The following is an 18,228-nucleotide window of genomic DNA, read 5'->3' as shown; positions in this document are numbered from 1 at the left end:
GATAAAGGTGAAGACCGTCGGTCTTGCCTTAAAAATCCGCGCCGAGCGTGACCGCCAGGCCAGATGATGGCGATGCCTGTCCCGCAATACGCTCCCGCCATTCAATGCTGACGCGCGATGCGACTTGAGGAAATGGCAGGCGCAACTGAATTTCCGGGCCAACATCCAGCCGCTCTACCTTGGGCTGAGCGCCGCCCGAAACACTCAACCCCATGCGGATCGGTGATCGTGCGAGGGGCGAGAGCAGCGAGAATTTCCCGTCCGCGAACAGGTCGCCGCGTCGGAATCCGACGACGCCCGCCTGCGCGTAGCTTTCCGCTTCCAGCGAGCCGATGACCGGCGTTGGCCCCAAGCCGCCCACGATGAGCAGAGCATTGGCATTCCGTGCGCCCTCCCCAAAAGCTATGCGTCGTTCAGCGGCGATAGAGACGGGAATGGCGCGCGACGGCTGCCAGGCGATGCCCAGCGCGCCCTCCGGCGAGGCGGGGCGGTTGAAAGCGCTGCTTACGCGTCCATAGGCGGCGGCGCGGCCTGTGCCGACGGGCGTCAGATCATAATCGAGCCGAAGGCCAGCCTGCGATCCGCCCAGCCGACCTCCAGTGACGATGTCGGCGGGGTCGGCGCTGCCCGCGCGCCAAAGCAACCAGACGCTTCCGCGCCACCGGTCCGACGTTGCGGCACTTGTAGATTCCAGTGGAATAGCTGGGGAGAGAGTGGGTGAGGATAGCGTGACGCGGTTTGCGGGTGAGGCCGCTGCTGCCGAACTGGTTGCTAACCCTGGCGTGGCCATCAGTATAGCGGCAGCATCTGCAGAAAAGCGGGTGGGTTTTGCCGAGCCTGTAGCGTCGCGAACAAAGCTGCCCGAGGCTGCTGGTGAGCGGTTTTCGAACTGAGAGGTGGCCGTTACCGGAGTCGGTAGCGGGCGCGCTGCCGCTGTTCGCACGGGTGTCGGCAGCGGTGCTTCGGGAACCTTGAGGCCGAGCATGTCGCCAGCGACATGGGCGACGCGAATAATGACCCAGCCGCTCATAAGGAGGATGAAAAAGCGAACCGGCCGGCCGCTTACAGTGCTGCTCATGCTGTTCTCTAAAGCTTGGGGAAGCGATGTTGCGTCTTGTCCCAGGCGAGTGGCTTGCCGAACAGGGAATCAAGATAGAGGAAGACGGCGCGCCGGGCGGCAAGCATGGCGATCAGGTTGGCGAGGATCGCGCGGGGTATCGCGCCGAGCCCATATAGCCACCCATAGCTTCGCCCCACGAAAATGGCGCGCATCGCAATCCGCCACGCCATGAATGCGAAGTTCAGCCAGAGCAGCATCTCGATCAAGGGCGAGGGTTGAGGGGCGGCTTCAAGGCCGAACCAGCTCGCGAGCAGAAGCGCGCCCCACAGGATGAACGAGAGATAGGCGGCCAAGAGGACGAAGGCGGCGATAGCGGCGCGGCGATCACGGATGCGCATCCACCATTCTGCAGGACCGCCTTGCCAGCCCATGCGATCCCATCCCGCAAGGGAAATGCCGACCATCCACCGCGCCTTTTGCCGGACCGCGCCATCAAGGCTGTCCGGGAAATATTCGCGTGTTGCGACCAGATCGCCCGCTCTGTCCCGCATGCGTACGAATACACCGCGGCCTCCCATATTCTTGATCCGCAGACCGACTTCATAATCTTCGGTCAGGGATTCGGGGTCGAAAGGCCCGCCATTGGCTGGATTGACCAAGCGATCGAGCGTGAGCCGTTCGAATGCGCAGGCGACACCGGCAGAGGGCACCGATGCGCCCATGGCTTCCCGGATCGTCAGATACTTCCCGTGACTCTCCGCTAATTGGGCGTTAGCGTAATTGAGCTTGCTGCCCTTTGGCCATGGACAGAATCTCGTCCATCTGTCGCACCACCTCGACCTTAACGCCGCGCTTCCGTTCGGTGTCAGGATGGACGATCACGCGCGCGATCATAGCGCGAAGGCGTGGGACAGCCTCCAGCTCGGCTTCTGGCTCGGCAAGGGCCTTTTCCAGCTCTTCGACCTGATTACGATAGGCCTGCTCGATATGCGGGTGGAGCGATAGCACGTTGGGCATGGCGTCCAAGCTGGCGAGTTCGCGGGTGAGTCGTTCCTTTTCATCTCGCGCGGCCGCGAGCATCGTTCGGATTTCGGCGAATTCACTGCCGCCCTCGCTAAACGCCTTCAGCATGCGCTCCATCTTGCGCTCTGCTTCCTGTAGCTTGCGCTCGATCTTGGCCCGATCGCGGCCCAGCTCGGCTGACTGGCGGGCGAAGTCGCGGTGATATTCGCGCACATATTCGGTGATGGCGTCAGGGGAAAGCAGGCCCGCCTTCAGGTCCGCGAGCACACCACGCTCATATAGGCGCGTGTTCGTCATATGATTGTTCGAGCATCCGAGGCGGTAGCGATAGTTGCTGCATCGCCAGAAGTCGCCGCTCGCTTTAACCCATGCCGCGCCACAAACGCCGCAGAAGCCCAGGCCCGATAGGACATGCTTGGGCCGGCGCTTACGCTCAGGGCGGACGCCCTGGTTCGACGCGAGGCGTTCCTGGACCTGCTGCCAGAGATGATCGTCGATGATCCGGAGATGCGGGAAGGCCTGACGCTCTACCGCTTCCTCAGGGTTGGGACGCATTAGCCTCTGCCTAGTCTGCGGATTAACGACTTGGCTGCTGCGACCGTAGGTGACGACGCCGATATAGGTCTCGTTGCGAAGGATGCCCCGCTTGTGCTTCAGGTCGCCACTGATCGCGGTCTCGTGCCAAAGCGCGCCCTGTGGCGCCGGCACGCCGTCTGCGGTCAACCTAGCTGCAATCTGGCGGGGGCTGCGGCCAGCGGCATATTCGGCGAATATGCGGCGGACGATGTCGGCCTTCTCAGTGTCGATCTCGCGGAGCCCGCGCACCAGCTGCCCTTTTTCGTCGAGCCGGTTGGCGTGACGATAGCCGTAGGCGATGCTGCCCGGGATGCGGCCTTGCTTGAGCGTGCCCAGCTGGCCGCGCCGCACGCGCTTGGCGAGGTCGGTGCGAAACTGTGCGTCCATGAAGCCTTTGACCAGGCCGATCATGGGCGTGACGGTGCCGTCGAAGAGCGTGAAGAGCCGCGCGCCGACGAATTCGATCCGTTCGCGGATCATGTGGGCGTCGGCGATGTGGCGGGAGATGCGGTCGGTTGATTCGGCGAGCACCTGGTCGATGCCGCCAGCCTCGACCATCTGCATCATGGCGTGCAGTCCTGGGCGCTGGTGCGCATCGATGCCGGCTGCGCCGGAAGTTGCGGCATCCTCGAACGTGGCGACGACGTGCCAGCCTTCCTGCTCCGCGCGCTGGCGGCACAGAGCGATCTGATCCGCGGTCGAGCGCGGATTTTGATTATCGCTGCTGAAGCGTGCGTAGATGACCGTCCGCACCGGCGTCTCCTGGCTGGCCGCTTCGCCCGTGTGGATTCTGGGCGGCGCGAAGGGCGGCAATGTCTCTTGCAACCTGGGCGCGCGCAAGCGCCTTTACGAATTCCCGCATCTTTGGATCAAGGCTCATGCTGCCTTCCTCCTGCGGCTCCAGCGCAGCGCTCGGTTCGTCTCGGCCGGGATCAGCTCGTAATGACTTTCCTCGATGCAGAGCGTCCGCTCGCAGCGGTGGTCGAGGTTCATGCCGTCGGGCACGCGAGGCGTGGGGATGATGCCCGTGACCCATGCGACCGCGACATGGACGCGCACGGCGTTGAAGCCGGGGATCCAGATCGAGCCATAGGGGCCGCTGCTCGGCCGCTTGCCGCCCTTCGACTGCGCTCCGGTCCACAGACGGCACGGCTTCGTCAGGCCATTGCGCGAGCCGATCAGCACGCGCTGCTTCTCGGCGAGGCGTGCCGCGATGAGGATGCGGAGGCAGGCGGGAGTCATGCTGCCGCCGTCCTGCCCGGGATGCAGTGGGGGCGCGGCTGGGGATAGACTTTGCAGTAGAGCAGCGTGAATTCGAGAGCGTACCAGATATCGCGCAGGCCCTTCAGCTTGTCGAAGTCCTCCTGCCTAGTGCTGCCGTCCAGCACCTCCAGCATGCGCTTATAGGTGGCGCGCGCACTCTTCGACATGATCTCGCGCTGGGCCTCGGACCAGCCCTGCGGCTCGCGGGTGTCGCCCGACCAGCGGCGGAAGAAGTGGACGATGTTCGACCAGATGGCGTCGTCATAGTCCGCCTTCTCGACCGACACCTTGCCCGCCTCGACCGACGCCTTCGACGCGGCGGCGCGGCGGGCTCGTTCCTGCTCGGCCGCGTGCTGAAGGGTGGTCGGCGGCAAAGGTTCGCTGAGGAGGTGGCAGCTCATTGTCCCACCATGTCGCGGAAGAGGATCGGCTCGACCGAGCCGTCGCCGTTGACACGGTCGAGCCAGACCGAAGCGTTCGGCTCGCTGCCGTCCCACTTCTCCGGGAATGTGCGCGCGCCGATCAGCTCGCGGATGCGGGCCTCTTCCTCGGCATTGATCAGGTCGACCTGCGCCCGGCTTTGGATGTCGAGGATCCTCGCCAGCGCATCCACACGCGCCTCCAGCGTCAGCGGCCCCATGCGCTGAGGGTTCTTCGCCAAGCTGCCGTTTTTAAGCGTCTCGGCCCCGGCCTTGCGCAGGCGCTGGGCCGGCTGGCGCATCCACCGATAGAGGGGCTTCAACTCCTTCAGTGCGGCCAGGTGTGCCCATGCCTCGGTGCCGACGAGGTAGTCGAGCGCCGTGTCTTTCACCGCAAGCGGACAGCCGATACAGCCAGTGCGGGCGTTGATCTCCTCGGCATCATCACCGCCATAGGCATCGGCAAGGATGCGAACTGGCCAGCCCCCGAATTCAGGCTGCGGCGCATAGACCTTCAGCCAGTCCCAGACGATGCAGACGCGCCAGTGCAGGATCGGCGCAAGCGTCGCGATACGGCCGCGCACGCCTTTGCTCTCAGGCAGTGCCTGCTGATACCAGCCCTGCCCGCATTCGGCGCCGTCCTTCGAGCAGGACATCTCAATCCGCCCGTCGCGCGCCGCGCTCTCGCCCTGGCGCACGCCGGTAATCATCAGTGCTGTGCCGGGTAGCGCGGCGATTGCAGCGCCCAGCGCCTCGGCCATCGGCTCGACCTTGATCTGCCGGGTGCACCAACGGAGGGTGTTGTTGTTAGGCGGCGGCACGCCCCGGCCAAGGATATAGACCATGAACCGCTTATCTAGTGGCGCGCAAACGACGATGACCTCGATCCAGTGGCGCAGGCGCAGCAGCGCAATGACCTGCTCGGCCGCGATTTGTATGGGCGGAAGCTCCTGTCGGGTGTCAGCATAGAAGACATAGAGCTTCGCCGGTCGCGGCAACTCGCCCGCTTCGATCAGGTGAACGAGCAGCGTCAGGGTTGCAGTGCTGTCCTTGCCTCCCGACCACGCGATGGCGACATGCTCGTGCTTGTCCCAATAGGCGCGGAGGGATTGAAGCGTCAGTTCGATCGCCTCCTCGGATACCATGCGCGCGCCAGCGGCGAACAGGTTGTCAATGGCTGCCATGGGCAACCTCCGGCATCCCGTCGTGCTGGACGCCGTCGAGCAGGCGACCGGCCTTGCGCTTGCCGACGGCCATCATCTGCATGGCGCCGGTGCCGTGCAGAAACGCGCCATCCTCCAGGAAGTGATGCTGCGACCCGTCATCATGGAGAATGTGGGACTGGACCTTGCAGCGGCGCGAGGCGTCCGGGTGGCGGACCGGCGCGGGATGATAGCAGCCGTCGATCAGCTCCTCGCTCATCGCACAGACCGGCGCCCAGCTGCCCCATTGCTTGAAGAAGAACGGGACGCCCGCCTTGTCGCAGTCGTCGCGCAGGGTGCGTACCCACATCGGGTGCATTGGGCGGGCGTCCGGCCCGCTCTCACCGCCGGCCACCACCCAATCGATTTTGCGGGTAAGTGTGCCATCACCGCCATTACGGCGACAGCCCGGATCATGACCGAACAGCCCGCTGCAATTGCAGTCCCCCCAGCATTCAGGATCCAGCACCGTCGACCCGCCGTCGGCAATGTCGGTCAGATAGATAGGGCCGAGCAGGGGTTCACATGACAGCCAGCGCACTGCTGCCGGGGTTGCGAGCAGATCGGGAATTCGCGTCAGGGCGCGGGCGTGGTCCTCGACCGAAACGCCTAGCCAGACATTCGGAAGCGCCCACCAAGCAGCGCCCGGCTGGACATGCTCCAGCGGCGCGACAATTACGCGCTCCCCCCGATGGCGCCGCATGGCGATGATCCTATCGGCGATACGTCCGCATGCGCGCTCCATGTATGCCCGCATCCGATCGGATCGCTTCGTCAGCACCTGGTGGATGTGCTGCGGCGTCAGCGCCATGACGGCAAAGCAGCGGTCGATCCACGCATCGGGCACGGCCGGGTGGAACATGTCGCCGTGCGCGTTCCAGAAGATACGGCGCGGCTTGGCCCAGCGGAGCGGCTGGAGCAGCTTGTCCTCGTTCAACCGGACCTCGCCGTTCCAGACCGGCCCAGCCTTGCTGTCGATGGTCAGGCCCGCGCGGGAGGGGTGATGCTTCAGCCGGGTTCCGGCAAGCCGCATCGCGTAGCAGTTGGTGCAGCCCGGCGACAGGACGGAGCAGCCGTTGATGCCGTTCACCGTCGCGTCGGTCCATTCGATCTTGGTGCCGTCAGCCATTGGCGCGCTCCCGAATCTGCTGTGCCACCGCTCTCTGCGTGTCCGCGTCGAGGCAGAAGAATCCCAGCTGACCCCGGCAGGGGATGAGCGGCAGCGGGAAGGCGTCGTGCAGCACGAAGCCATAGGGACCGAAGAACCAGCGCGAATCCATCTCGGTCACGCAATCGACGATGCGGGCCATGCCGACCACGCCGCCGCGTGGTATAGCCGCCTCTTTCGGATCCTGCATGTCCAGTTCGCTCTTCGACACGCCGGCATGGATGATGAACCAGCCTCGGCCCCTGGTGCCCCAACTGCGGTTCTCGACATCCTTGCCGTCGTGAAAAATGTGGTGGGGGTAGGGCTGCTTGATCGACAGCGCCTTGATCACACCGCGCTCGACGCGGTCGGCCAGCTGGAGGAGGTCAGACATGGGCGTCCTCCCTATTGCCGCCCCGGCCGTTCATCGGTTGTTCGCAATGGAAGCAGTTGTTAGGACCGCTTTCCATGGAAGTGTCGACCTGATGCTTGCCATTTGGTGATAGCGCGCATTTCCGCTCCCTTCGCTCTTGAGCGCCGATGGAGAGGGCGGCTGACGCATCGGCTATGATCGCATCCAGCTCTTTCAGGCCCGCATAGCCGTTCCAGCAATTGACCGGATAGTCTTTGTCCCACTTAACCAGTCGAGCAGCGATGGTCCGAAAATCGTTCGGCGCGCTCGGTGGTGAGGGATTGGCGACCCTCTCGATCGTCGCTGCTTCGAAGCGCGCGACCTCCTGCACTGTCGGGTCGCTGTCACTGTTGCCCTCGCGCACACATGCGGCGGTGGCAGTCAGTCCGATTGCTTCCAGAATGTCGGCAGCCGCGCTGCGCGCCTCATTGCTGACCTTAGCCATTGGCGATCTCCAGCAATACATCGGCGTGGCAGGGCTCGCCCGGTCGGCACCAGCAGGCGAGGTTCTTCCCCCGCAGTTCGGTGCGTATCTGTTCGAGCGATGGAGCTTTAGGAGCCGCAACATCGGGTGAAACAGCGACGGGCTTCTTCCTGCCTTTGTGGACGGCATAGAGGCCGACGCCGGTGAGCAGCATGAACTTGCCACCCTCAATCCATTCGCGGAAAGCCTTCACGCTCGCCGCGTGCCGCCCGGCGGGGTCGCCGCGTTCGCCATATGACAGCGCCGTCCAGCAGTGAGCCGACGACTTGAAGTTGAACGGATTGCCCCACTTGGTCGAGCGATCGACCTTCACCGTGTTGTCGGGCATGCGCCACCCCTTGGCGCGCGACAGCTGGATTCGAGCGGGCTTATCCATGATGAGCCTCGACGGATGGCTCGCCACAGTCGGGGCGGCGACCTGGGGTGAAAGGGAGCTTTCCGAAGTCGATCGCGCTGAGCAGCAACAGCACGCCTATGGCGACCAGTACGGCGAAGAAGGCGGCGGCGCGGCTCATGAAGGATTGACCCCGCCGCCCCTGACCTTGACGCCCAGCTCTTCGAGCTTTTCGGTCCAGAGCGCCTTCATCGCGTCGGAGCAATGCTCCATCGCATCCAGCCAGGTCGCAGTCCGGCCATGCTGCATGTGGAAGGCGGCCTGATAATAGAGGCTTTGCGCATTATGCGGCAGCTCAGGCTCGTGCACGGTGCCGCACTCTGTGCAGCGGCCGGGGCCCGGCGGCAGAAGGGTCCATGATCCTTCCTTCGTCACCACGGTCATTCCGCGCTGGTTCGGTCTGTCCTGGGCCATGATCACCGCCGTTCCACCGGCTGCCCCGCGCGATATCGCTGGTCGCCCGGCATCGGCTCCATCGTGAGAGCGGCGGCGATCCGATCTCGATATTCGAAGAACATGCCGACGATGATCGAGAGGGCGAACCACGCGATCGCGAAGATCATGACGGCGGCAGCGGGAACCGCGGCGCTCATGCTGCCATCTCGGCGGCGTCGAGAAGCGCGAAGCCGAAGCCGTTGCGGATGCCCTTGGCGTAAAGCGGGCGACGGCGTTCCATGCGGAAGCCGCTATCGCTCAGGCGTCGGGCAAAGACGGCTTTGTCGATGGCGGGCTCGCGCTGATAGACATTCCGGTGCCAGGCGAAGAAATCGGCCCAGGCATCGTCCCGCGTCGTGAAAGCGTCGCTGTGGACCGATGCGATCCGCGCCGAGGACCATAGCTCGATCGCGTCTTCGGGTGCGGCATAAGCGGTGAGCTGATCCAGCGCCACGGTCGCGGTCACCTGTTTGCGGCGATCGGTAATGCCCGTCACCAGGCGCGTGCCGTTTGGATTGATCCGCTGAATGCGGACCTTGGTGTTGCGAAAGACGGCATAGCTGCCGACGTGCGGGAATTCGGTGGGCGTCTGAAGCATGGTGCAATCTCCGTCACATATGACGGGTTAGCTACACCGTCATATGTGACGGGTCAAGCGGCACGCGTAACGGGATATCGCGTCTGGGCTGCGAGGGGTATGATGAGGCCACTGGACCGGGGGAATTCTGAATGAAATCTGTGGCGCTGCTCATGCTGCTGGCTTCGGCATCAACGCAGGTGCCCGTGTCGGGCGCGCGGGATGTGCAAATCCAACGGGGCCCCGGCAAATGGCATGTGCTGAAGCAGCCGGATCCGATTCGTGGCGGCGAAAGCCTGGCCATGGTGGTGGAGTCGGAAAACGGTCACGACTTTGCCTGGCCATATCAGGGCGGGTCGAAGTTGCGCCTCTGGCTGGCCCGCAACGCCGCGGGCGGGCAGGGTGCGATTATCGAGCTGACGAAAGGCCAGCTAGTCTGCTCGCCGTCTATTCCGTGCAGCGCTCTTGTTCGGTTTGACGAGCGTCCGGCGAGGCGCTTCCGTCTGGGGCTGATGGAAGACTTCTCGCCCAACCGCCTACGGATTGTAGACGGCGAAGAATTCGCTCGCGAGCTTATCAGTGCCCGCCGACTCGTGGTGGAGGTGACGGTGTTCCGGGAGGGAACGCCGCAATTCTCCTTCGACGTGTCCGGTCTGGATGTCGCTTCCGATCAGAGACCGTAGAGGTCGTTATTTTCCATGATCCGGTGCATCCGGTGAACGGACTTTGCGGGCAGACGGAACACTATCGGCGGGTTGTATTGCTCCAGCTCGATATATTCCTGGGTCCGTTTCAGCAGCGTCTTTACGAGCACGCTGTATATCCTGCCGTCGCCCTCGTCGCCCTCTGGCCGGGCCACCTGGACGATCACTGCGTCACCGATGCTCGGCTCGCGACGAGTCTCCACAAACGATAACCAGCCTGGGAAGAAGCGCGGCTGCATCGAAATGCCGGTGTGATAGATCGCGTAGATATCCTTGCGGCCCGCCACCCCTGCGGGCCTGCGCACATAATCGATCACATCGTTTTCGTCGATTTCCGTCATCTCGACGATCTTACTGAGCCCGTCTTCGTCGAAGTGCATATCGCTCCCCATGGCTGTTCCAAGAACGGGGACATCCTTGCCCAGCTTTAATTTATCGAAGGTTGCCATTTCGGGAATAGCTCGCTCCGCCTCGCTGAAGGTTGGGAAGTCATAAGGCTGGGGGAGCGACAACTCTGGTTTCGCCGGCTGATCATCCTTGCCCAGCAGCCATGCAACGGTGGTGCCGAGTTCGCGCGCGATCATCTCCATCCGTTCGCCGCTGGGCATGTGGCCTCGATAGATACGGCGAATCGCGTCCTCGTTGCCCGTCGCGGCCTTTGATACATTGGAAGCCGATCGCTTAATCAGCTCCAGGCGTTCTTTGATGCGGTCGTTGAGGGTGTCGGACATACCGGCATTTATGGCGGATTTGCGGGCCGTCATGCTATCGTCATCCGTGCCGGTTGACTGTGACGCAGAAACCGTCATATGTAACGGCTTCCGAAGTGAGGAAGTCGTTTGCTGTGGACCAAGACAATCCATCCTCTGTTCTCATCGATCCGATGTTGGCGTTAGCCGAAATCTGGTCGGCGAAGGCGGGTAAGCCGCTAACCGTGTTAGCTGAGCGGGTCATTTCCAGCAGCCAGTTCTTCGCCCGCGTGCGGGAAGGGCGCGACATCACCGTGCGCAATTACGCTCGTGTCACCGCATGGCTGAGCGAGCCAGCAAACTGGCCGGACGAACGCATGCCCAAGGCTGCGAAGCGCATTGTCGAGATCATGCCCCATGGTGCTGATATTGCCAGCGCGCTGGCGGCGGCGTCATCTCATAAGGCGGATGAGTGCATGAGCGACTCCGACCTTGGGGCTGCCGCATGACGAACGGCGTCACCCTCTCCACCGACCAGCTCTACCTGAAGAAGGAAACCCGTGCGGCCGTCGACGACGTGCAGGGGATGGACAAGGTCGCCAAGATGCTCGGCCGATCGCAGTCCCGCATCTCCCATTACTGCTCGTCAAACCGGGACGAATTCATGCCGATCGACCTGGTCGCGGAGCTGGAGCAGCTGACCGTCGGCAAGCCCGGCCATCCCCGCATCACCCGTGCGCTCGCCCGGCAGGCCGGTTTCCTGCTGGTGCCTGAGGGCGGCGAGAAGGGCGAGGGTCGCTCGCTCAGCGAGCATCTGGCCGATGTGGTGGGCGAGGCCGCCGGGGTCATGACCGCGATGAAGGCCGCCATCACTGGATGTGCGCTTGATCGCAATGCCCGCAGGGAAGCGCTGCAGGAGGCGCGTGAATTGCAGGATGCGGCCGCCGAATTGGTGGCCGCGCTGGAAGCACAGGGGGGATAGGCATGCACGGGGGTGGGGTAGACCAGGGTGCGAAACGCGGCGCCGCAAGGCGCCAGCTCAATCGCGAAGAACTGCTTGAATGGGTGCTTGCGGCTCAGTCCGGTGCCCGGCTGCTCTATGGCCATGGCGAGCATGCCTCCCATGTCGCGAGCGAAGAGGTCAATGACGAGCTGAAGAAGCTCGCGGAGCAGGGCTACGTCCACCTGTTTCAGGGCAAGGCGCATCCGCCCCGCTTCACGCGCGATTATATCGCCCAGCGCAGCAGCCGGCAGGTGAAGGCATGAGCTGGCTTCCCCGTTTCGGCCTCCTGGGGGCGATCGTCCCCGGCCTCAGTGAATGCGATGACTTCCATGGCTGGGCGCTCATCATCACATGGGGCCGTTGGACTCTCGACATCACAATCGCGCGGCGGCGTCCATGAGCGGCGAGGGCTATCCGATCGCCGCCGATCGGCAGGTGTCTGACGACACGGTGCAGTGCTGCACATGCGATGCGCTGCATCAGGGCGTCCCGGCGTCGTCGCTCCCTCATGGATGGGACGTCCTTTTCGACGTCGGTGAGGGGCTCGCGCTCTTCTGCACGGCATGTGTCAGGGCTGGCCGGATGGAGATGTTTCGCGCAACGGCGCAGCTGCCCCGGCAGCAGCAGTGGAAATTCTCCACCTGTGTTATCGCGGTCTATCGCCCCGCGTCCCGCGAAGTGCTGGTCGTGACGCCCGATGGCGTCGCTGCTCTGTCCGAACGGGATGCTGAAGCTCTTGTAGCGGCGATCGGCGGCGCGCTCGCGGACAGGGCGCTGGCCCGGCAGCTGACCGGAGACCGCGCATGACGGGGGCGATCAGGGAACAGGTCGCTGCTCTCCTCCTCCATATCCGTCCCGTTCATCTGGACGCAGCGGACGTGCGCGACCCGGCGAAGCGCCTCATGCGCGACCTCGGCCTCGATCATATCGACCTCATGAGCCTGGACCTCGAACTGGAAGACCGGTTCGGGCTGAGGCTGGGGGAGGATGCGCTGCTGGCGCTGACGACCGTCGGCGATGTTGTCGCGGCGGTCACGAATCATGTTTCTGCCGGGGCCTTGTTCACCCCACCCGGCACGGCGGGAGCTGTCCTTCGGGTCGCACCGGCTCCCGCCGACCCTTTCGGTTTGACGGAATCGCTGCCCTGCCAATCTTTTGCCGGAGGTAAAGCCGCATGATCACGATCATCCATGGGCCGACGCGCACCGGGAAGACGCTACACAGGCAGGCGTTCGCCCGCCACTATGGCTGCTCGCACATCGTCGACAACTGGAATCCGAGCGAGCATGAACTGCCAGCGGAGTCCGGTCGACTGGTGCTGACCGACGCCGCGGCGGACGCCGTCCTTCAGCAGATGACCCTTTTCGGCGACCCTATCGTCGCGTTTCGGATGATCGACATTGTCACTGCCCGGTTAGCAATTGGGGTCGGGGCGTGCGCGCCGGAACCTGAGGTCGTGGAAAGGCTGGCGCAGTGAAGACGGTCAGCCTCCTCGACGATGCGCGCGCGCCGCTGGAGCGTGACTGGTCCGTCGGCATCAACGTCGACAATTTCGCCGGCGGGGGCGGCGCCTCGACCGGTCTGGAGCAGGCCGGGATCGAGGTTCACGTCGCCATCAATCATGATCCCGAAGCGGTGGCGATGCACGCAGCCAATCATCCGCGCACCCGTCACCATTGCCAGAGCGTCTGGAGCGTCGACCCGCTGGAGGCCGTGACCTGGGCCGATGATGACGGCGTGGTGCGGGCGCATCCGGTGCGGGGCGCGTGGTTCTCGCCGGACTGCAAGCATTTCAGCAAGGCCAAGGGCGGCAAGCCTGTCGAGAAGAACATCCGCGACCTCGCCTGGGTCGTGCATCACTGGATCGACCGGCTCGGCCCAGCCCTGCGCCCGGCGATCATCTGGCTGGAGAATGTCGAGGAGTTCCGCACCTGGGGACCGCTCGGCGATGACGGCCGTCCCTGTCCGGCGCGCAAAGGCAAGACGTTCAACCAGTGGGTCGCGAAGCTGCGTCGCGCCGGATACCGCGTGCAATGGAAGGAATTGCGGGCCTGCGACTATGGCGCGCCGACCTCCCGCAAGCGCCTGTTCCTGAAGGCGCGCTGTGACGGGCGCAAGATCAGCTGGCCCAAGCCCACGCATGGGAAGCCCGGCAGCCCGGCGGTCGTCAGCGGAAAGTTGCTGCCATGGCGTACGGCCGCCGAGATTATAGATTGGTCTATTCCCTGCCCGTCGATCTTCGAACGGGCACGACCGCTGAAGGATGCCACCTGCCGCCGGATTGCTGCGGGGATCATGCGCTACGTCATCAACGCGCCGCATCCGTTCATCGTGCCGGTCTGCAACAGCAGCTGGGCGGCGGGTCGTGCCTATGCCGGTGACGAGCCGCTGCGCACCATCACGACCGCGAAGGGCGGGGAGTTCGCCGTGGTTGCACCCTATTTCGCACGCACGGCCCATGGCGACGTAGATCGAAACGGGAAACGGCGGGGCCGTGGCACGCACGGCATTGACGAGCCATATCCCACCGTCACGGTGTCGGGTGATAGCGCGCTGATCGTTCCGCACGTTATGACGATGCGAAACAGTGGTAAACCCCATACCGCCGCCGATGAGCCGACCCACACCGTCACCGCTGGTGGCGCGCATCAATATCTGGTCGCGGCCTTCATGGCGCAGCACAATGGCGGGGTCGTCGGCCGCGATGCAGCCGCGCCGCTTTCAACCATCACCCATCGCGGCACGCAACAGCAGCTGGTGGCGAGCCATATCGTCAAGCTGCGGGGCACGTCGAAGGACGGCCAGCCCACCGACACGCCGCTTCATACGGTCAGTGCGGGGGGCCTGCATCATGCCGAGGTTCGCGCCTTCCTCGTCAAATATTATGGCAATGAGCATGACGGCCATGGCCTTGACGCGCCGCTGGGCGCGGTGACGACGAAGGATCGCTTTGGCCTCGTCACGGTGACGATCGCGGGAGAGGAATATGCGATCGTCGATATCGGTATGCGGATGCTCAGCCCGCGCGAGTTGTTCCTCGCCCAGGGCTTCCCCGCTGATTACATCATCGAGCTGGAGGTCAACGGCCGTCCACTGACGAAGACAGCGCAGGTCCGCATGTGCGGCAACAGTGTCAGCCCGGTCATGGCGCGGGCGCTGGCCTCGGTCGACTTCGCCAATGACGATGATGCAACGACAAGGATCGCGGCATGAACGCGGCCCAGGCGCGCATCGTCGCCACCCTGCGAGGGCATCCGCCGGTGGGCGGTTGGACCGCATCCAAGCTGCGCGTGGCAAGCGGCCTCGACAAGGCGTCCTTCCAGGATGCCCTGCGCGCGCTGCGGAACAGCGGCAAGGTGGCCTTCGCCGGTTTCGAGCTGTCGCCCTCCATGCTGGAGCAGGATCCGCGGGTTGACGCCCAAGCCGTCACGGCTGTCGCCGAATCGGTAAAGGCCGAAGCGAAGGCCATGGGCGCGAACCGCAAGGCAGCGCGGACCATCGGCGCGAACGGAGCGCGCGGCGGGATGGTCGATGCGACTGTCACCGGCCTGTCGTTCGGTGGCCAGCTTCAGCACACTGCGCTCAGCGACGACCAGGTAGCGGCGGTGCAACTGGCGCGCTCCCAATGGGGCGAGCTGTGGGCGCGGCTGTGCGACAGCGCCGCCGCTGCGGGCGAGAGGCCGGTGCAGGCGATGCGCCGCCTGATCGAAGCGGGCCTTTGGGTGGAGCGGCTCGATCAGGAGGAATCGGCAGCATGAACACGCGCCGGAAACCTGCGGCGGCCAAGGCTGACCCACGCAAGTCGATTGAGCGGCTGCTCGCCGAGCATAATGAGCACCGCCGCCTCGTCGGCAAAAATTTCGTCCATCGTGCCAGCGGCGATTCCTATCAGCTGCTGGCGCTGGCCCACACCGAAAGCGGCAATGAGCTGGTGGCGGTCTACTGCCTCAACGCCATGTCCCGCCTGAAATTCACGCGTCCCATGACCGAGTTCCTCGATCGGTTCGAGGAAGGGCTGGGCATCAAGCAGGAGACAGAATGATGGCGAAAGCCAGCACGACGGCGGAGCCGCCGGCAGAGGGTGACGAACAGGGCTCGGCCGGAAAGGGTAAGTCGCCCGTCAATCCGCCGATCATCGAAGTGGGGGTGAAGCAGCTTCGCGCGGCGATGAAGGCCGTGTCCGGCGCGATCGAGAGCCGCAACACCATTCCCGTCCTCAGCAATGTGTTGATCACCTGCGACGGGCGCCGCCTGTTCCTGACCGGCACCGACCTCGACCTCATGATCGAAACCACGGTCGAAGCGCAGAAGGCGCGGGGCATTTCCGTAACCGTGGGCGCGAAGCTGCTGGAGGACATCGCCAAGAAGCTGCCGGCGGAGGCGCTGGCCACGATGGTGCTCGACGGCAACCAGCTGGTCGTCAGCGCGGGCCGGGCCCGGTTCCGCCTGCCGACACTGCCCGTCGCCGATTTTCCGATCCTCACCGCGCCCGAATGGCTGCACGAGTTTGAATGTCCCGCCTCGGTGTGGACGCAGATGATCGATCGCGTCGGCTTCGCCATGGCGAGCGAGGAAGCGCGCTATTACCTCAACGGCATCTATCTGCATCAGACCCCCGCTGGACTGCTGGGCGCGGCCGCGACTGACGGACATCGCCTGGCGGTGTTCCGCACCGACATGCCCGACGGTGGCGAGGGACTGACGTCCATCATCCTCGGCCGCAAGGCGGTCGGCCTTGTCGCCAAGCTGCTCGACGACCTGAAGCCCGGCGATGACGGCGTGTCGCCGGAGGTCGAGTTCGCAACCGATGGCAAGAAGGCCCGCTTCGACTTCGGCACGGTGACGCTGACGACCAAGCTGATCGACGGCCAATATCCCGATTATACCCGGGTGATCCCCATCGGCACCGACAAGCGGTGCGAGTTCACGCCGTCCATCCTGCGCGAAGCGGTCGACCGCGTGATCGTCGTCACGACCGAAAAGACGCGGCTGGTGAAGGCCGTCTTCGGCGGAGAACTGCTGCAACTGGAATCGGTCAGCCCCGAAAATGGACGCGGCACCGAAGAGCTGGCCGTCGCGCACGAGGGCGGTGAGCTGACGATCGGCTTCAACGGCAGCTATCTGCTGGCGGTGCTCGACCATCTGGCGGGTGGCCCTGCCGAAGTGCTGATGACCGATCCCGCCGGACCGACGCTGTGGCGGCAGGATGAGCAGGCCACGTCCTTCTACGTCCTTATGCCGATGAGGGTCTGACGATGGTGTTCAAGAAAGCCAAGGATCGGCTCGGCGACTTCGTAATCGACTGGTCGAAGATCGAAGAAGGCGTCGATGTGCTGCCCTCCTCGATCGAATTCATCCCCTTCCACAACGGCGATGCGCGCGTGATGAGCATCCCGGCGGAAGAGGTCATGTATTGCGCGACCGGAAAGGATGACAGGCTCACCCATGCGCTGATCGCGCTGCGCATCGGAACGCAATCGGTACATCACGCGATGTCCGTTCCGCTGCTGCGCCAGCTGGCGGAAAACCTCGTCCGAACAGCGGACCTGATCGAAGCGCAGGCGCGCAGCTGATGGGCGTCGCCGGTTCCTTTGACCCCGCTGACGGTCCTGCCTTGCTGCCTGCCAGCGAGCTGTATCGCCGTGCGCGCAAGGTCCAGGAGCTGGCGCGCATCGCCATGGACTGCACCAGTGCGGGCGCGCGGTGCCGGGACATAGCGCGGGCAACGCGTATTATGGCTGAGATTGGCGCGATCGTCGGCCCAGGGGGTGAAGCATGAGCTTAGGCGCTTTGCCACTTGGTCACTTTGGATGCCTGCTCGCGGATCCGCCCTGGGCGTTCCGCACCTTTTCCGGCGAGAACATGACGCCGCACCGTTCGGCGGAGGATCACTACCGCACGATGGAGCTGACCGACATCATGGCGCTGCCGGTGGGCGACCACGCGGCGAAGGATGCAGCCCTGTTCATGTGGATCGTCGACAGCCATGTCGATGCGGCGATCGAGCTGGGCCGCGCCTGGGGTTTCGATCTGAAGACGGTCGCCTTCATCTGGCTGAAGACCGGCATGTATGAGGCGCAGTTTGATCTCTTCACCGGCGACCTGCCGGATCCGCTGATGTCGATGGGATATTGGACGCGCAAGCAGGCGGAAATCTGCCTGCTCTTCACGCGCGGCAAGCCCGAGCGCCTGTCGAAGGGCGTGCGCCAGGTGATCGTCGATCGACGCCGCGAGCACAGCCGGAAGCCGGATGATCAATATGCCCGGATCGAAGCGCTGGTCGGCGGGCCAAGGCTGGAACTGTTCGCCCGCACAACGCGGCCGGGCTGGTCATCATGGGGCAATCAGACAGAAAAATTCGGGGAGGCGGCATGACAGAAGAGATGAAGAAGCCGTGGGTCACGCATTGGGGCGCCGATCCATACAGCTGGAACATTCATGAGCCGGAAGATGATGACGATAGCGATGGCAGCTACATGCCCGGCCGAGAGCTGGTGCGCGGGGCTGTGGCGCGCTGGGCAATGGCGCAGCCAGCGGGAGCCTCGTTGGCGGCTGATGTAATTTCGACCGTATTCAACCTTCCTATCCATCTGGCCGAAGACGCCATCGGAGGGGTGGCATCCGATCTCGATGATGCGGTGCAAGTGTGGACCGGCCTTCAGGACCGTGGAGGCCGTGACTGTACCGTCGGAGAAGTTGCGGCGGCTTTCTTGTTGAAGCCCGAAGAGATCGTGGCGGCGGTTGAAGGCCACTATTGGATGTATCTGACGGGGGACCGCGCCGACGTCGCGGGCATGCTCATTGGGCATGAAGGGGAATAGGGGGCCGTCGGCCTGACGG

General features: G+C 64.2%; 30 protein-coding genes and 1 pseudogene. 16 read left to right on the top strand and 15 right to left on the bottom strand.

The window, feature by feature from the left end; all coding sequences use genetic code 11:
• Window positions 1–28 precede the first annotated feature (28 nt).
• From K663_RS24650 to K663_RS11790, 14 genes and pseudogenes are all read right to left on the bottom strand, one after another.
• On the bottom strand, window positions 29–1,078 hold the full coding sequence (locus K663_RS24650; RefSeq protein ID WP_062117744.1) for a hypothetical protein: 1,050 nt from the start codon (window positions 1,076–1,078) through the stop codon (window positions 29–31).
• Window positions 1,079–1,086: 8 nt separating this feature from the next.
• Window positions 1,087–1,824 (bottom strand): annotated as a pseudogene (locus tag K663_RS11840) (glycosyltransferase family 2 protein); the annotation flags it as partial.
• A gap of 7 nt (window positions 1,825–1,831) precedes the next feature.
• Window positions 1,832–3,412, bottom strand: coding sequence for a recombinase family protein (locus K663_RS11835; protein ID WP_062120810.1), 1,581 nt, complete (start codon window positions 3,410–3,412; stop codon window positions 1,832–1,834).
• A 123-nt stretch (window positions 3,413–3,535) separates the two neighbouring features.
• Window positions 3,536–3,901 (bottom strand): hypothetical protein, encoded by a 366-nt coding sequence (locus K663_RS11830; RefSeq protein ID WP_062117740.1) that lies wholly within the window; start codon window positions 3,899–3,901, stop codon window positions 3,536–3,538.
• A complete protein-coding gene (locus K663_RS11825) occupies window positions 3,898–4,323 on the bottom strand; it encodes a hypothetical protein (RefSeq protein WP_062117737.1) in 426 nt (141 codons plus the stop codon). Before K663_RS11825 ends, K663_RS11830 begins: the two co-directional genes overlap by 4 nt.
• Window positions 4,320–5,525 carry a phosphoadenosine phosphosulfate reductase domain-containing protein gene (locus tag K663_RS11820; RefSeq protein WP_062117734.1) on the bottom strand — a complete coding sequence of 402 codons (1,206 nt, stop codon included), beginning with the start codon at window positions 5,523–5,525 and terminating at the stop codon, window positions 4,320–4,322. The genes K663_RS11825 and K663_RS11820 overlap by 4 nt, the downstream gene beginning before the upstream one ends.
• The gene (locus tag K663_RS11815; RefSeq protein ID WP_062117731.1) at window positions 5,512–6,672 is read right to left on the bottom strand and encodes a phage Gp37/Gp68 family protein; all 1,161 of its coding nucleotides are present in this window, start codon (window positions 6,670–6,672) and stop codon (window positions 5,512–5,514) included. Before K663_RS11815 ends, K663_RS11820 begins: the two co-directional genes overlap by 14 nt.
• Entirely contained in the window at window positions 6,665–7,084 is a 420-nt protein-coding gene (locus K663_RS11810) for a hypothetical protein (protein ID WP_062117728.1), read from the bottom strand. Before K663_RS11810 ends, K663_RS11815 begins: the two co-directional genes overlap by 8 nt.
• On the bottom strand, window positions 7,077–7,547 hold the full coding sequence (locus tag K663_RS11805; protein WP_062117725.1) for a hypothetical protein: 471 nt from the start codon (window positions 7,545–7,547) through the stop codon (window positions 7,077–7,079). The genes K663_RS11810 and K663_RS11805 overlap by 8 nt, the downstream gene beginning before the upstream one ends.
• Window positions 7,540–7,914 carry a DUF4326 domain-containing protein gene (locus tag K663_RS11800; protein ID WP_063619064.1) on the bottom strand — a complete coding sequence of 125 codons (375 nt, stop codon included), beginning with the start codon at window positions 7,912–7,914 and terminating at the stop codon, window positions 7,540–7,542. The genes K663_RS11805 and K663_RS11800 overlap by 8 nt, the downstream gene beginning before the upstream one ends.
• A 40-nt stretch (window positions 7,915–7,954) precedes the next feature.
• Complete coding sequence (locus K663_RS24350; RefSeq protein ID WP_158511177.1) at window positions 7,955–8,101, bottom strand: hypothetical protein; 147 nt, start codon at window positions 8,099–8,101, stop codon at window positions 7,955–7,957.
• Window positions 8,098–8,394, bottom strand: a complete 297-nt coding sequence (locus tag K663_RS11795) for a hypothetical protein (RefSeq protein WP_062117718.1) — start codon at window positions 8,392–8,394, stop codon at window positions 8,098–8,100. The genes K663_RS24350 and K663_RS11795 overlap by 4 nt, the downstream gene beginning before the upstream one ends.
• A 2-nt stretch (window positions 8,395–8,396) precedes the next feature.
• Window positions 8,397–8,573: a hypothetical protein gene (locus tag K663_RS24345; RefSeq protein ID WP_158511176.1), complete on the bottom strand. Its 177-nt coding sequence runs from the start codon at window positions 8,571–8,573 to the stop codon at window positions 8,397–8,399.
• Window positions 8,570–9,013: a hypothetical protein gene (locus tag K663_RS11790; RefSeq protein ID WP_062117715.1), complete on the bottom strand. Its 444-nt coding sequence runs from the start codon at window positions 9,011–9,013 to the stop codon at window positions 8,570–8,572. Before K663_RS11790 ends, K663_RS24345 begins: the two co-directional genes overlap by 4 nt.
• Window positions 9,014–9,144: 131 nt before the next feature.
• Between K663_RS11790 and K663_RS11785 the strand changes: the two genes are divergently transcribed.
• On the top strand, window positions 9,145–9,675 hold the full coding sequence (locus tag K663_RS11785) for a hypothetical protein (protein WP_062117712.1): 531 nt from the start codon (window positions 9,145–9,147) through the stop codon (window positions 9,673–9,675).
• Here K663_RS11785 and K663_RS11780 read toward each other — a convergent pair.
• Window positions 9,663–10,460: a S24 family peptidase gene (locus K663_RS11780; protein ID WP_158511175.1), complete on the bottom strand. Its 798-nt coding sequence runs from the start codon at window positions 10,458–10,460 to the stop codon at window positions 9,663–9,665. The two genes, K663_RS11785 and K663_RS11780, sit on opposite strands and share 13 nt — an antisense overlap.
• Window positions 10,461–10,540: 80 nt before the next feature.
• Between K663_RS11780 and K663_RS11775 the strand changes: the two genes are divergently transcribed.
• Genes K663_RS11775 through K663_RS11710 form a run of 15 tightly spaced genes read left to right on the top strand, consistent with a single transcriptional unit; the run spans window position 10,541 to window position 18,209 of the window.
• Window positions 10,541–10,894 carry a hypothetical protein gene (locus K663_RS11775; RefSeq protein WP_062117706.1) on the top strand — a complete coding sequence of 118 codons (354 nt, stop codon included), beginning with the start codon at window positions 10,541–10,543 and terminating at the stop codon, window positions 10,892–10,894.
• Window positions 10,891–11,367 (top strand): phage regulatory CII family protein, encoded by a 477-nt coding sequence (locus K663_RS11770; protein WP_062117703.1) that lies wholly within the window; start codon window positions 10,891–10,893, stop codon window positions 11,365–11,367. Before K663_RS11775 ends, K663_RS11770 begins: the two co-directional genes overlap by 4 nt.
• Window positions 11,368–11,369: 2 nt before the next feature.
• Window positions 11,370–11,651, top strand: coding sequence for a hypothetical protein (locus tag K663_RS11765; protein ID WP_062117700.1), 282 nt, complete (start codon window positions 11,370–11,372; stop codon window positions 11,649–11,651).
• Entirely contained in the window at window positions 11,648–11,788 is a 141-nt protein-coding gene (locus tag K663_RS24340) for a hypothetical protein (protein WP_158511174.1), read from the top strand. Before K663_RS11765 ends, K663_RS24340 begins: the two co-directional genes overlap by 4 nt.
• A complete protein-coding gene (locus K663_RS11760; RefSeq protein ID WP_062117697.1) occupies window positions 11,785–12,195 on the top strand; it encodes a hypothetical protein in 411 nt (136 codons plus the stop codon). The genes K663_RS24340 and K663_RS11760 overlap by 4 nt, the downstream gene beginning before the upstream one ends.
• Window positions 12,192–12,566, top strand: coding sequence for an acyl carrier protein (locus K663_RS11755; RefSeq protein WP_062117694.1), 375 nt, complete (start codon window positions 12,192–12,194; stop codon window positions 12,564–12,566). The genes K663_RS11760 and K663_RS11755 overlap by 4 nt, the downstream gene beginning before the upstream one ends.
• Complete coding sequence (locus K663_RS11750; RefSeq protein WP_062117691.1) at window positions 12,563–12,865, top strand: hypothetical protein; 303 nt, start codon at window positions 12,563–12,565, stop codon at window positions 12,863–12,865. Before K663_RS11755 ends, K663_RS11750 begins: the two co-directional genes overlap by 4 nt.
• The gene (locus K663_RS11745) at window positions 12,862–14,601 is read left to right on the top strand and encodes a DNA cytosine methyltransferase (protein WP_235589436.1); all 1,740 of its coding nucleotides are present in this window, start codon (window positions 12,862–12,864) and stop codon (window positions 14,599–14,601) included. Before K663_RS11750 ends, K663_RS11745 begins: the two co-directional genes overlap by 4 nt.
• Complete coding sequence (locus K663_RS11740; protein ID WP_062117688.1) at window positions 14,598–15,146, top strand: hypothetical protein; 549 nt, start codon at window positions 14,598–14,600, stop codon at window positions 15,144–15,146. Before K663_RS11745 ends, K663_RS11740 begins: the two co-directional genes overlap by 4 nt.
• Window positions 15,143–15,430 (top strand): hypothetical protein, encoded by a 288-nt coding sequence (locus K663_RS11735; protein WP_062117685.1) that lies wholly within the window; start codon window positions 15,143–15,145, stop codon window positions 15,428–15,430. Before K663_RS11740 ends, K663_RS11735 begins: the two co-directional genes overlap by 4 nt.
• Complete coding sequence (gene dnaN / locus K663_RS11730) at window positions 15,427–16,641, top strand: DNA polymerase III subunit beta (RefSeq protein WP_083535889.1); 1,215 nt, start codon at window positions 15,427–15,429, stop codon at window positions 16,639–16,641. The genes K663_RS11735 and dnaN overlap by 4 nt, the downstream gene beginning before the upstream one ends.
• Window positions 16,642–16,643: 2 nt before the next feature.
• Complete coding sequence (locus K663_RS11725) at window positions 16,644–16,961, top strand: hypothetical protein (RefSeq protein WP_062117680.1); 318 nt, start codon at window positions 16,644–16,646, stop codon at window positions 16,959–16,961.
• Entirely contained in the window at window positions 16,961–17,167 is a 207-nt protein-coding gene (locus K663_RS11720; protein ID WP_062117678.1) for a hypothetical protein, read from the top strand. Before K663_RS11725 ends, K663_RS11720 begins: the two co-directional genes overlap by 1 nt.
• Window positions 17,164–17,763, top strand: coding sequence for an MT-A70 family methyltransferase (locus K663_RS11715; RefSeq protein ID WP_062117676.1), 600 nt, complete (start codon window positions 17,164–17,166; stop codon window positions 17,761–17,763). Before K663_RS11720 ends, K663_RS11715 begins: the two co-directional genes overlap by 4 nt.
• Window positions 17,760–18,209 (top strand): hypothetical protein, encoded by a 450-nt coding sequence (locus K663_RS11710; protein WP_062117674.1) that lies wholly within the window; start codon window positions 17,760–17,762, stop codon window positions 18,207–18,209. Before K663_RS11715 ends, K663_RS11710 begins: the two co-directional genes overlap by 4 nt.
• The last annotated feature ends 19 nt before the right edge of the window (window positions 18,210–18,228 follow it).

It is taken from the genome of Sphingobium sp. MI1205, from assembly GCF_001563285.1.
In the GTDB taxonomy this organism is placed as follows: Bacteria; Pseudomonadota; Alphaproteobacteria; order Sphingomonadales; family Sphingomonadaceae; genus Sphingobium.
The sequence above is the reverse complement of the archived record's forward strand: the minus strand, read 5'-3'. Positions and strand labels throughout refer to the sequence as shown.

Bases quoted from the DNA above. Each gene is read 5' to 3' on its own strand.
- K663_RS24350 (WP_158511177.1), bottom strand. From the start codon at position 8,101: ATGAGCCGCGCCGCCGCCTTCTTCGCCGTACTGGTCGCCATAGGCGTG.
- K663_RS11805 (WP_062117725.1), bottom strand. From the start codon at position 7,547: ATGGCTAAGGTCAGCAATGAGGCGCGCAGCGCGGCTGCCGACATTCTG.
- K663_RS11795 (WP_062117718.1), bottom strand. From the start codon at position 8,394: ATGGCCCAGGACAGACCGAACCAGCGCGGAATGACCGTGGTGACGAAG.
- K663_RS11720 (WP_062117678.1), top strand. From the start codon at position 16,961: ATGGGCGTCGCCGGTTCCTTTGACCCCGCTGACGGTCCTGCCTTGCTG.
- K663_RS11715 (WP_062117676.1), top strand. From the start codon at position 17,164: ATGAGCTTAGGCGCTTTGCCACTTGGTCACTTTGGATGCCTGCTCGCG.
- K663_RS11770 (WP_062117703.1), top strand. From the start codon at position 10,891: ATGACGAACGGCGTCACCCTCTCCACCGACCAGCTCTACCTGAAGAAG.
- K663_RS11785 (WP_062117712.1), top strand. From the start codon at position 9,145: ATGAAATCTGTGGCGCTGCTCATGCTGCTGGCTTCGGCATCAACGCAG.
- K663_RS11820 (WP_062117734.1), bottom strand. From the start codon at position 5,525: ATGGCAGCCATTGACAACCTGTTCGCCGCTGGCGCGCGCATGGTATCC.
- K663_RS11710 (WP_062117674.1), top strand. From the start codon at position 17,760: ATGACAGAAGAGATGAAGAAGCCGTGGGTCACGCATTGGGGCGCCGAT.
- K663_RS11760 (WP_062117697.1), top strand. From the start codon at position 11,785: ATGAGCGGCGAGGGCTATCCGATCGCCGCCGATCGGCAGGTGTCTGAC.
- K663_RS24650 (WP_062117744.1), bottom strand. From the start codon at position 1,078: ATGAGCAGCACTGTAAGCGGCCGGCCGGTTCGCTTTTTCATCCTCCTT.
- K663_RS24345 (WP_158511176.1), bottom strand. From the start codon at position 8,573: ATGAGCGCCGCGGTTCCCGCTGCCGCCGTCATGATCTTCGCGATCGCG.
- K663_RS11725 (WP_062117680.1), top strand. From the start codon at position 16,644: ATGGTGTTCAAGAAAGCCAAGGATCGGCTCGGCGACTTCGTAATCGAC.
- K663_RS11780 (WP_158511175.1), bottom strand. From the start codon at position 10,460: ATGACGGCCCGCAAATCCGCCATAAATGCCGGTATGTCCGACACCCTC.
- K663_RS11735 (WP_062117685.1), top strand. From the start codon at position 15,143: ATGAACACGCGCCGGAAACCTGCGGCGGCCAAGGCTGACCCACGCAAG.
- K663_RS11800 (WP_063619064.1), bottom strand. From the start codon at position 7,914: ATGCCCGACAACACGGTGAAGGTCGATCGCTCGACCAAGTGGGGCAAT.
- K663_RS11790 (WP_062117715.1), bottom strand. From the start codon at position 9,013: ATGCTTCAGACGCCCACCGAATTCCCGCACGTCGGCAGCTATGCCGTC.
- K663_RS11830 (WP_062117740.1), bottom strand. From the start codon at position 3,901: ATGACTCCCGCCTGCCTCCGCATCCTCATCGCGGCACGCCTCGCCGAG.
- dnaN (WP_083535889.1), top strand. From the start codon at position 15,427: ATGATGGCGAAAGCCAGCACGACGGCGGAGCCGCCGGCAGAGGGTGAC.
- K663_RS24340 (WP_158511174.1), top strand. From the start codon at position 11,648: ATGAGCTGGCTTCCCCGTTTCGGCCTCCTGGGGGCGATCGTCCCCGGC.
- K663_RS11755 (WP_062117694.1), top strand. From the start codon at position 12,192: ATGACGGGGGCGATCAGGGAACAGGTCGCTGCTCTCCTCCTCCATATC.
- K663_RS11825 (WP_062117737.1), bottom strand. From the start codon at position 4,323: ATGAGCTGCCACCTCCTCAGCGAACCTTTGCCGCCGACCACCCTTCAG.
- K663_RS11740 (WP_062117688.1), top strand. From the start codon at position 14,598: ATGAACGCGGCCCAGGCGCGCATCGTCGCCACCCTGCGAGGGCATCCG.
- K663_RS11815 (WP_062117731.1), bottom strand. From the start codon at position 6,672: ATGGCTGACGGCACCAAGATCGAATGGACCGACGCGACGGTGAACGGC.
- K663_RS11750 (WP_062117691.1), top strand. From the start codon at position 12,563: ATGATCACGATCATCCATGGGCCGACGCGCACCGGGAAGACGCTACAC.
- K663_RS11765 (WP_062117700.1), top strand. From the start codon at position 11,370: ATGCACGGGGGTGGGGTAGACCAGGGTGCGAAACGCGGCGCCGCAAGG.
- K663_RS11810 (WP_062117728.1), bottom strand. From the start codon at position 7,084: ATGTCTGACCTCCTCCAGCTGGCCGACCGCGTCGAGCGCGGTGTGATC.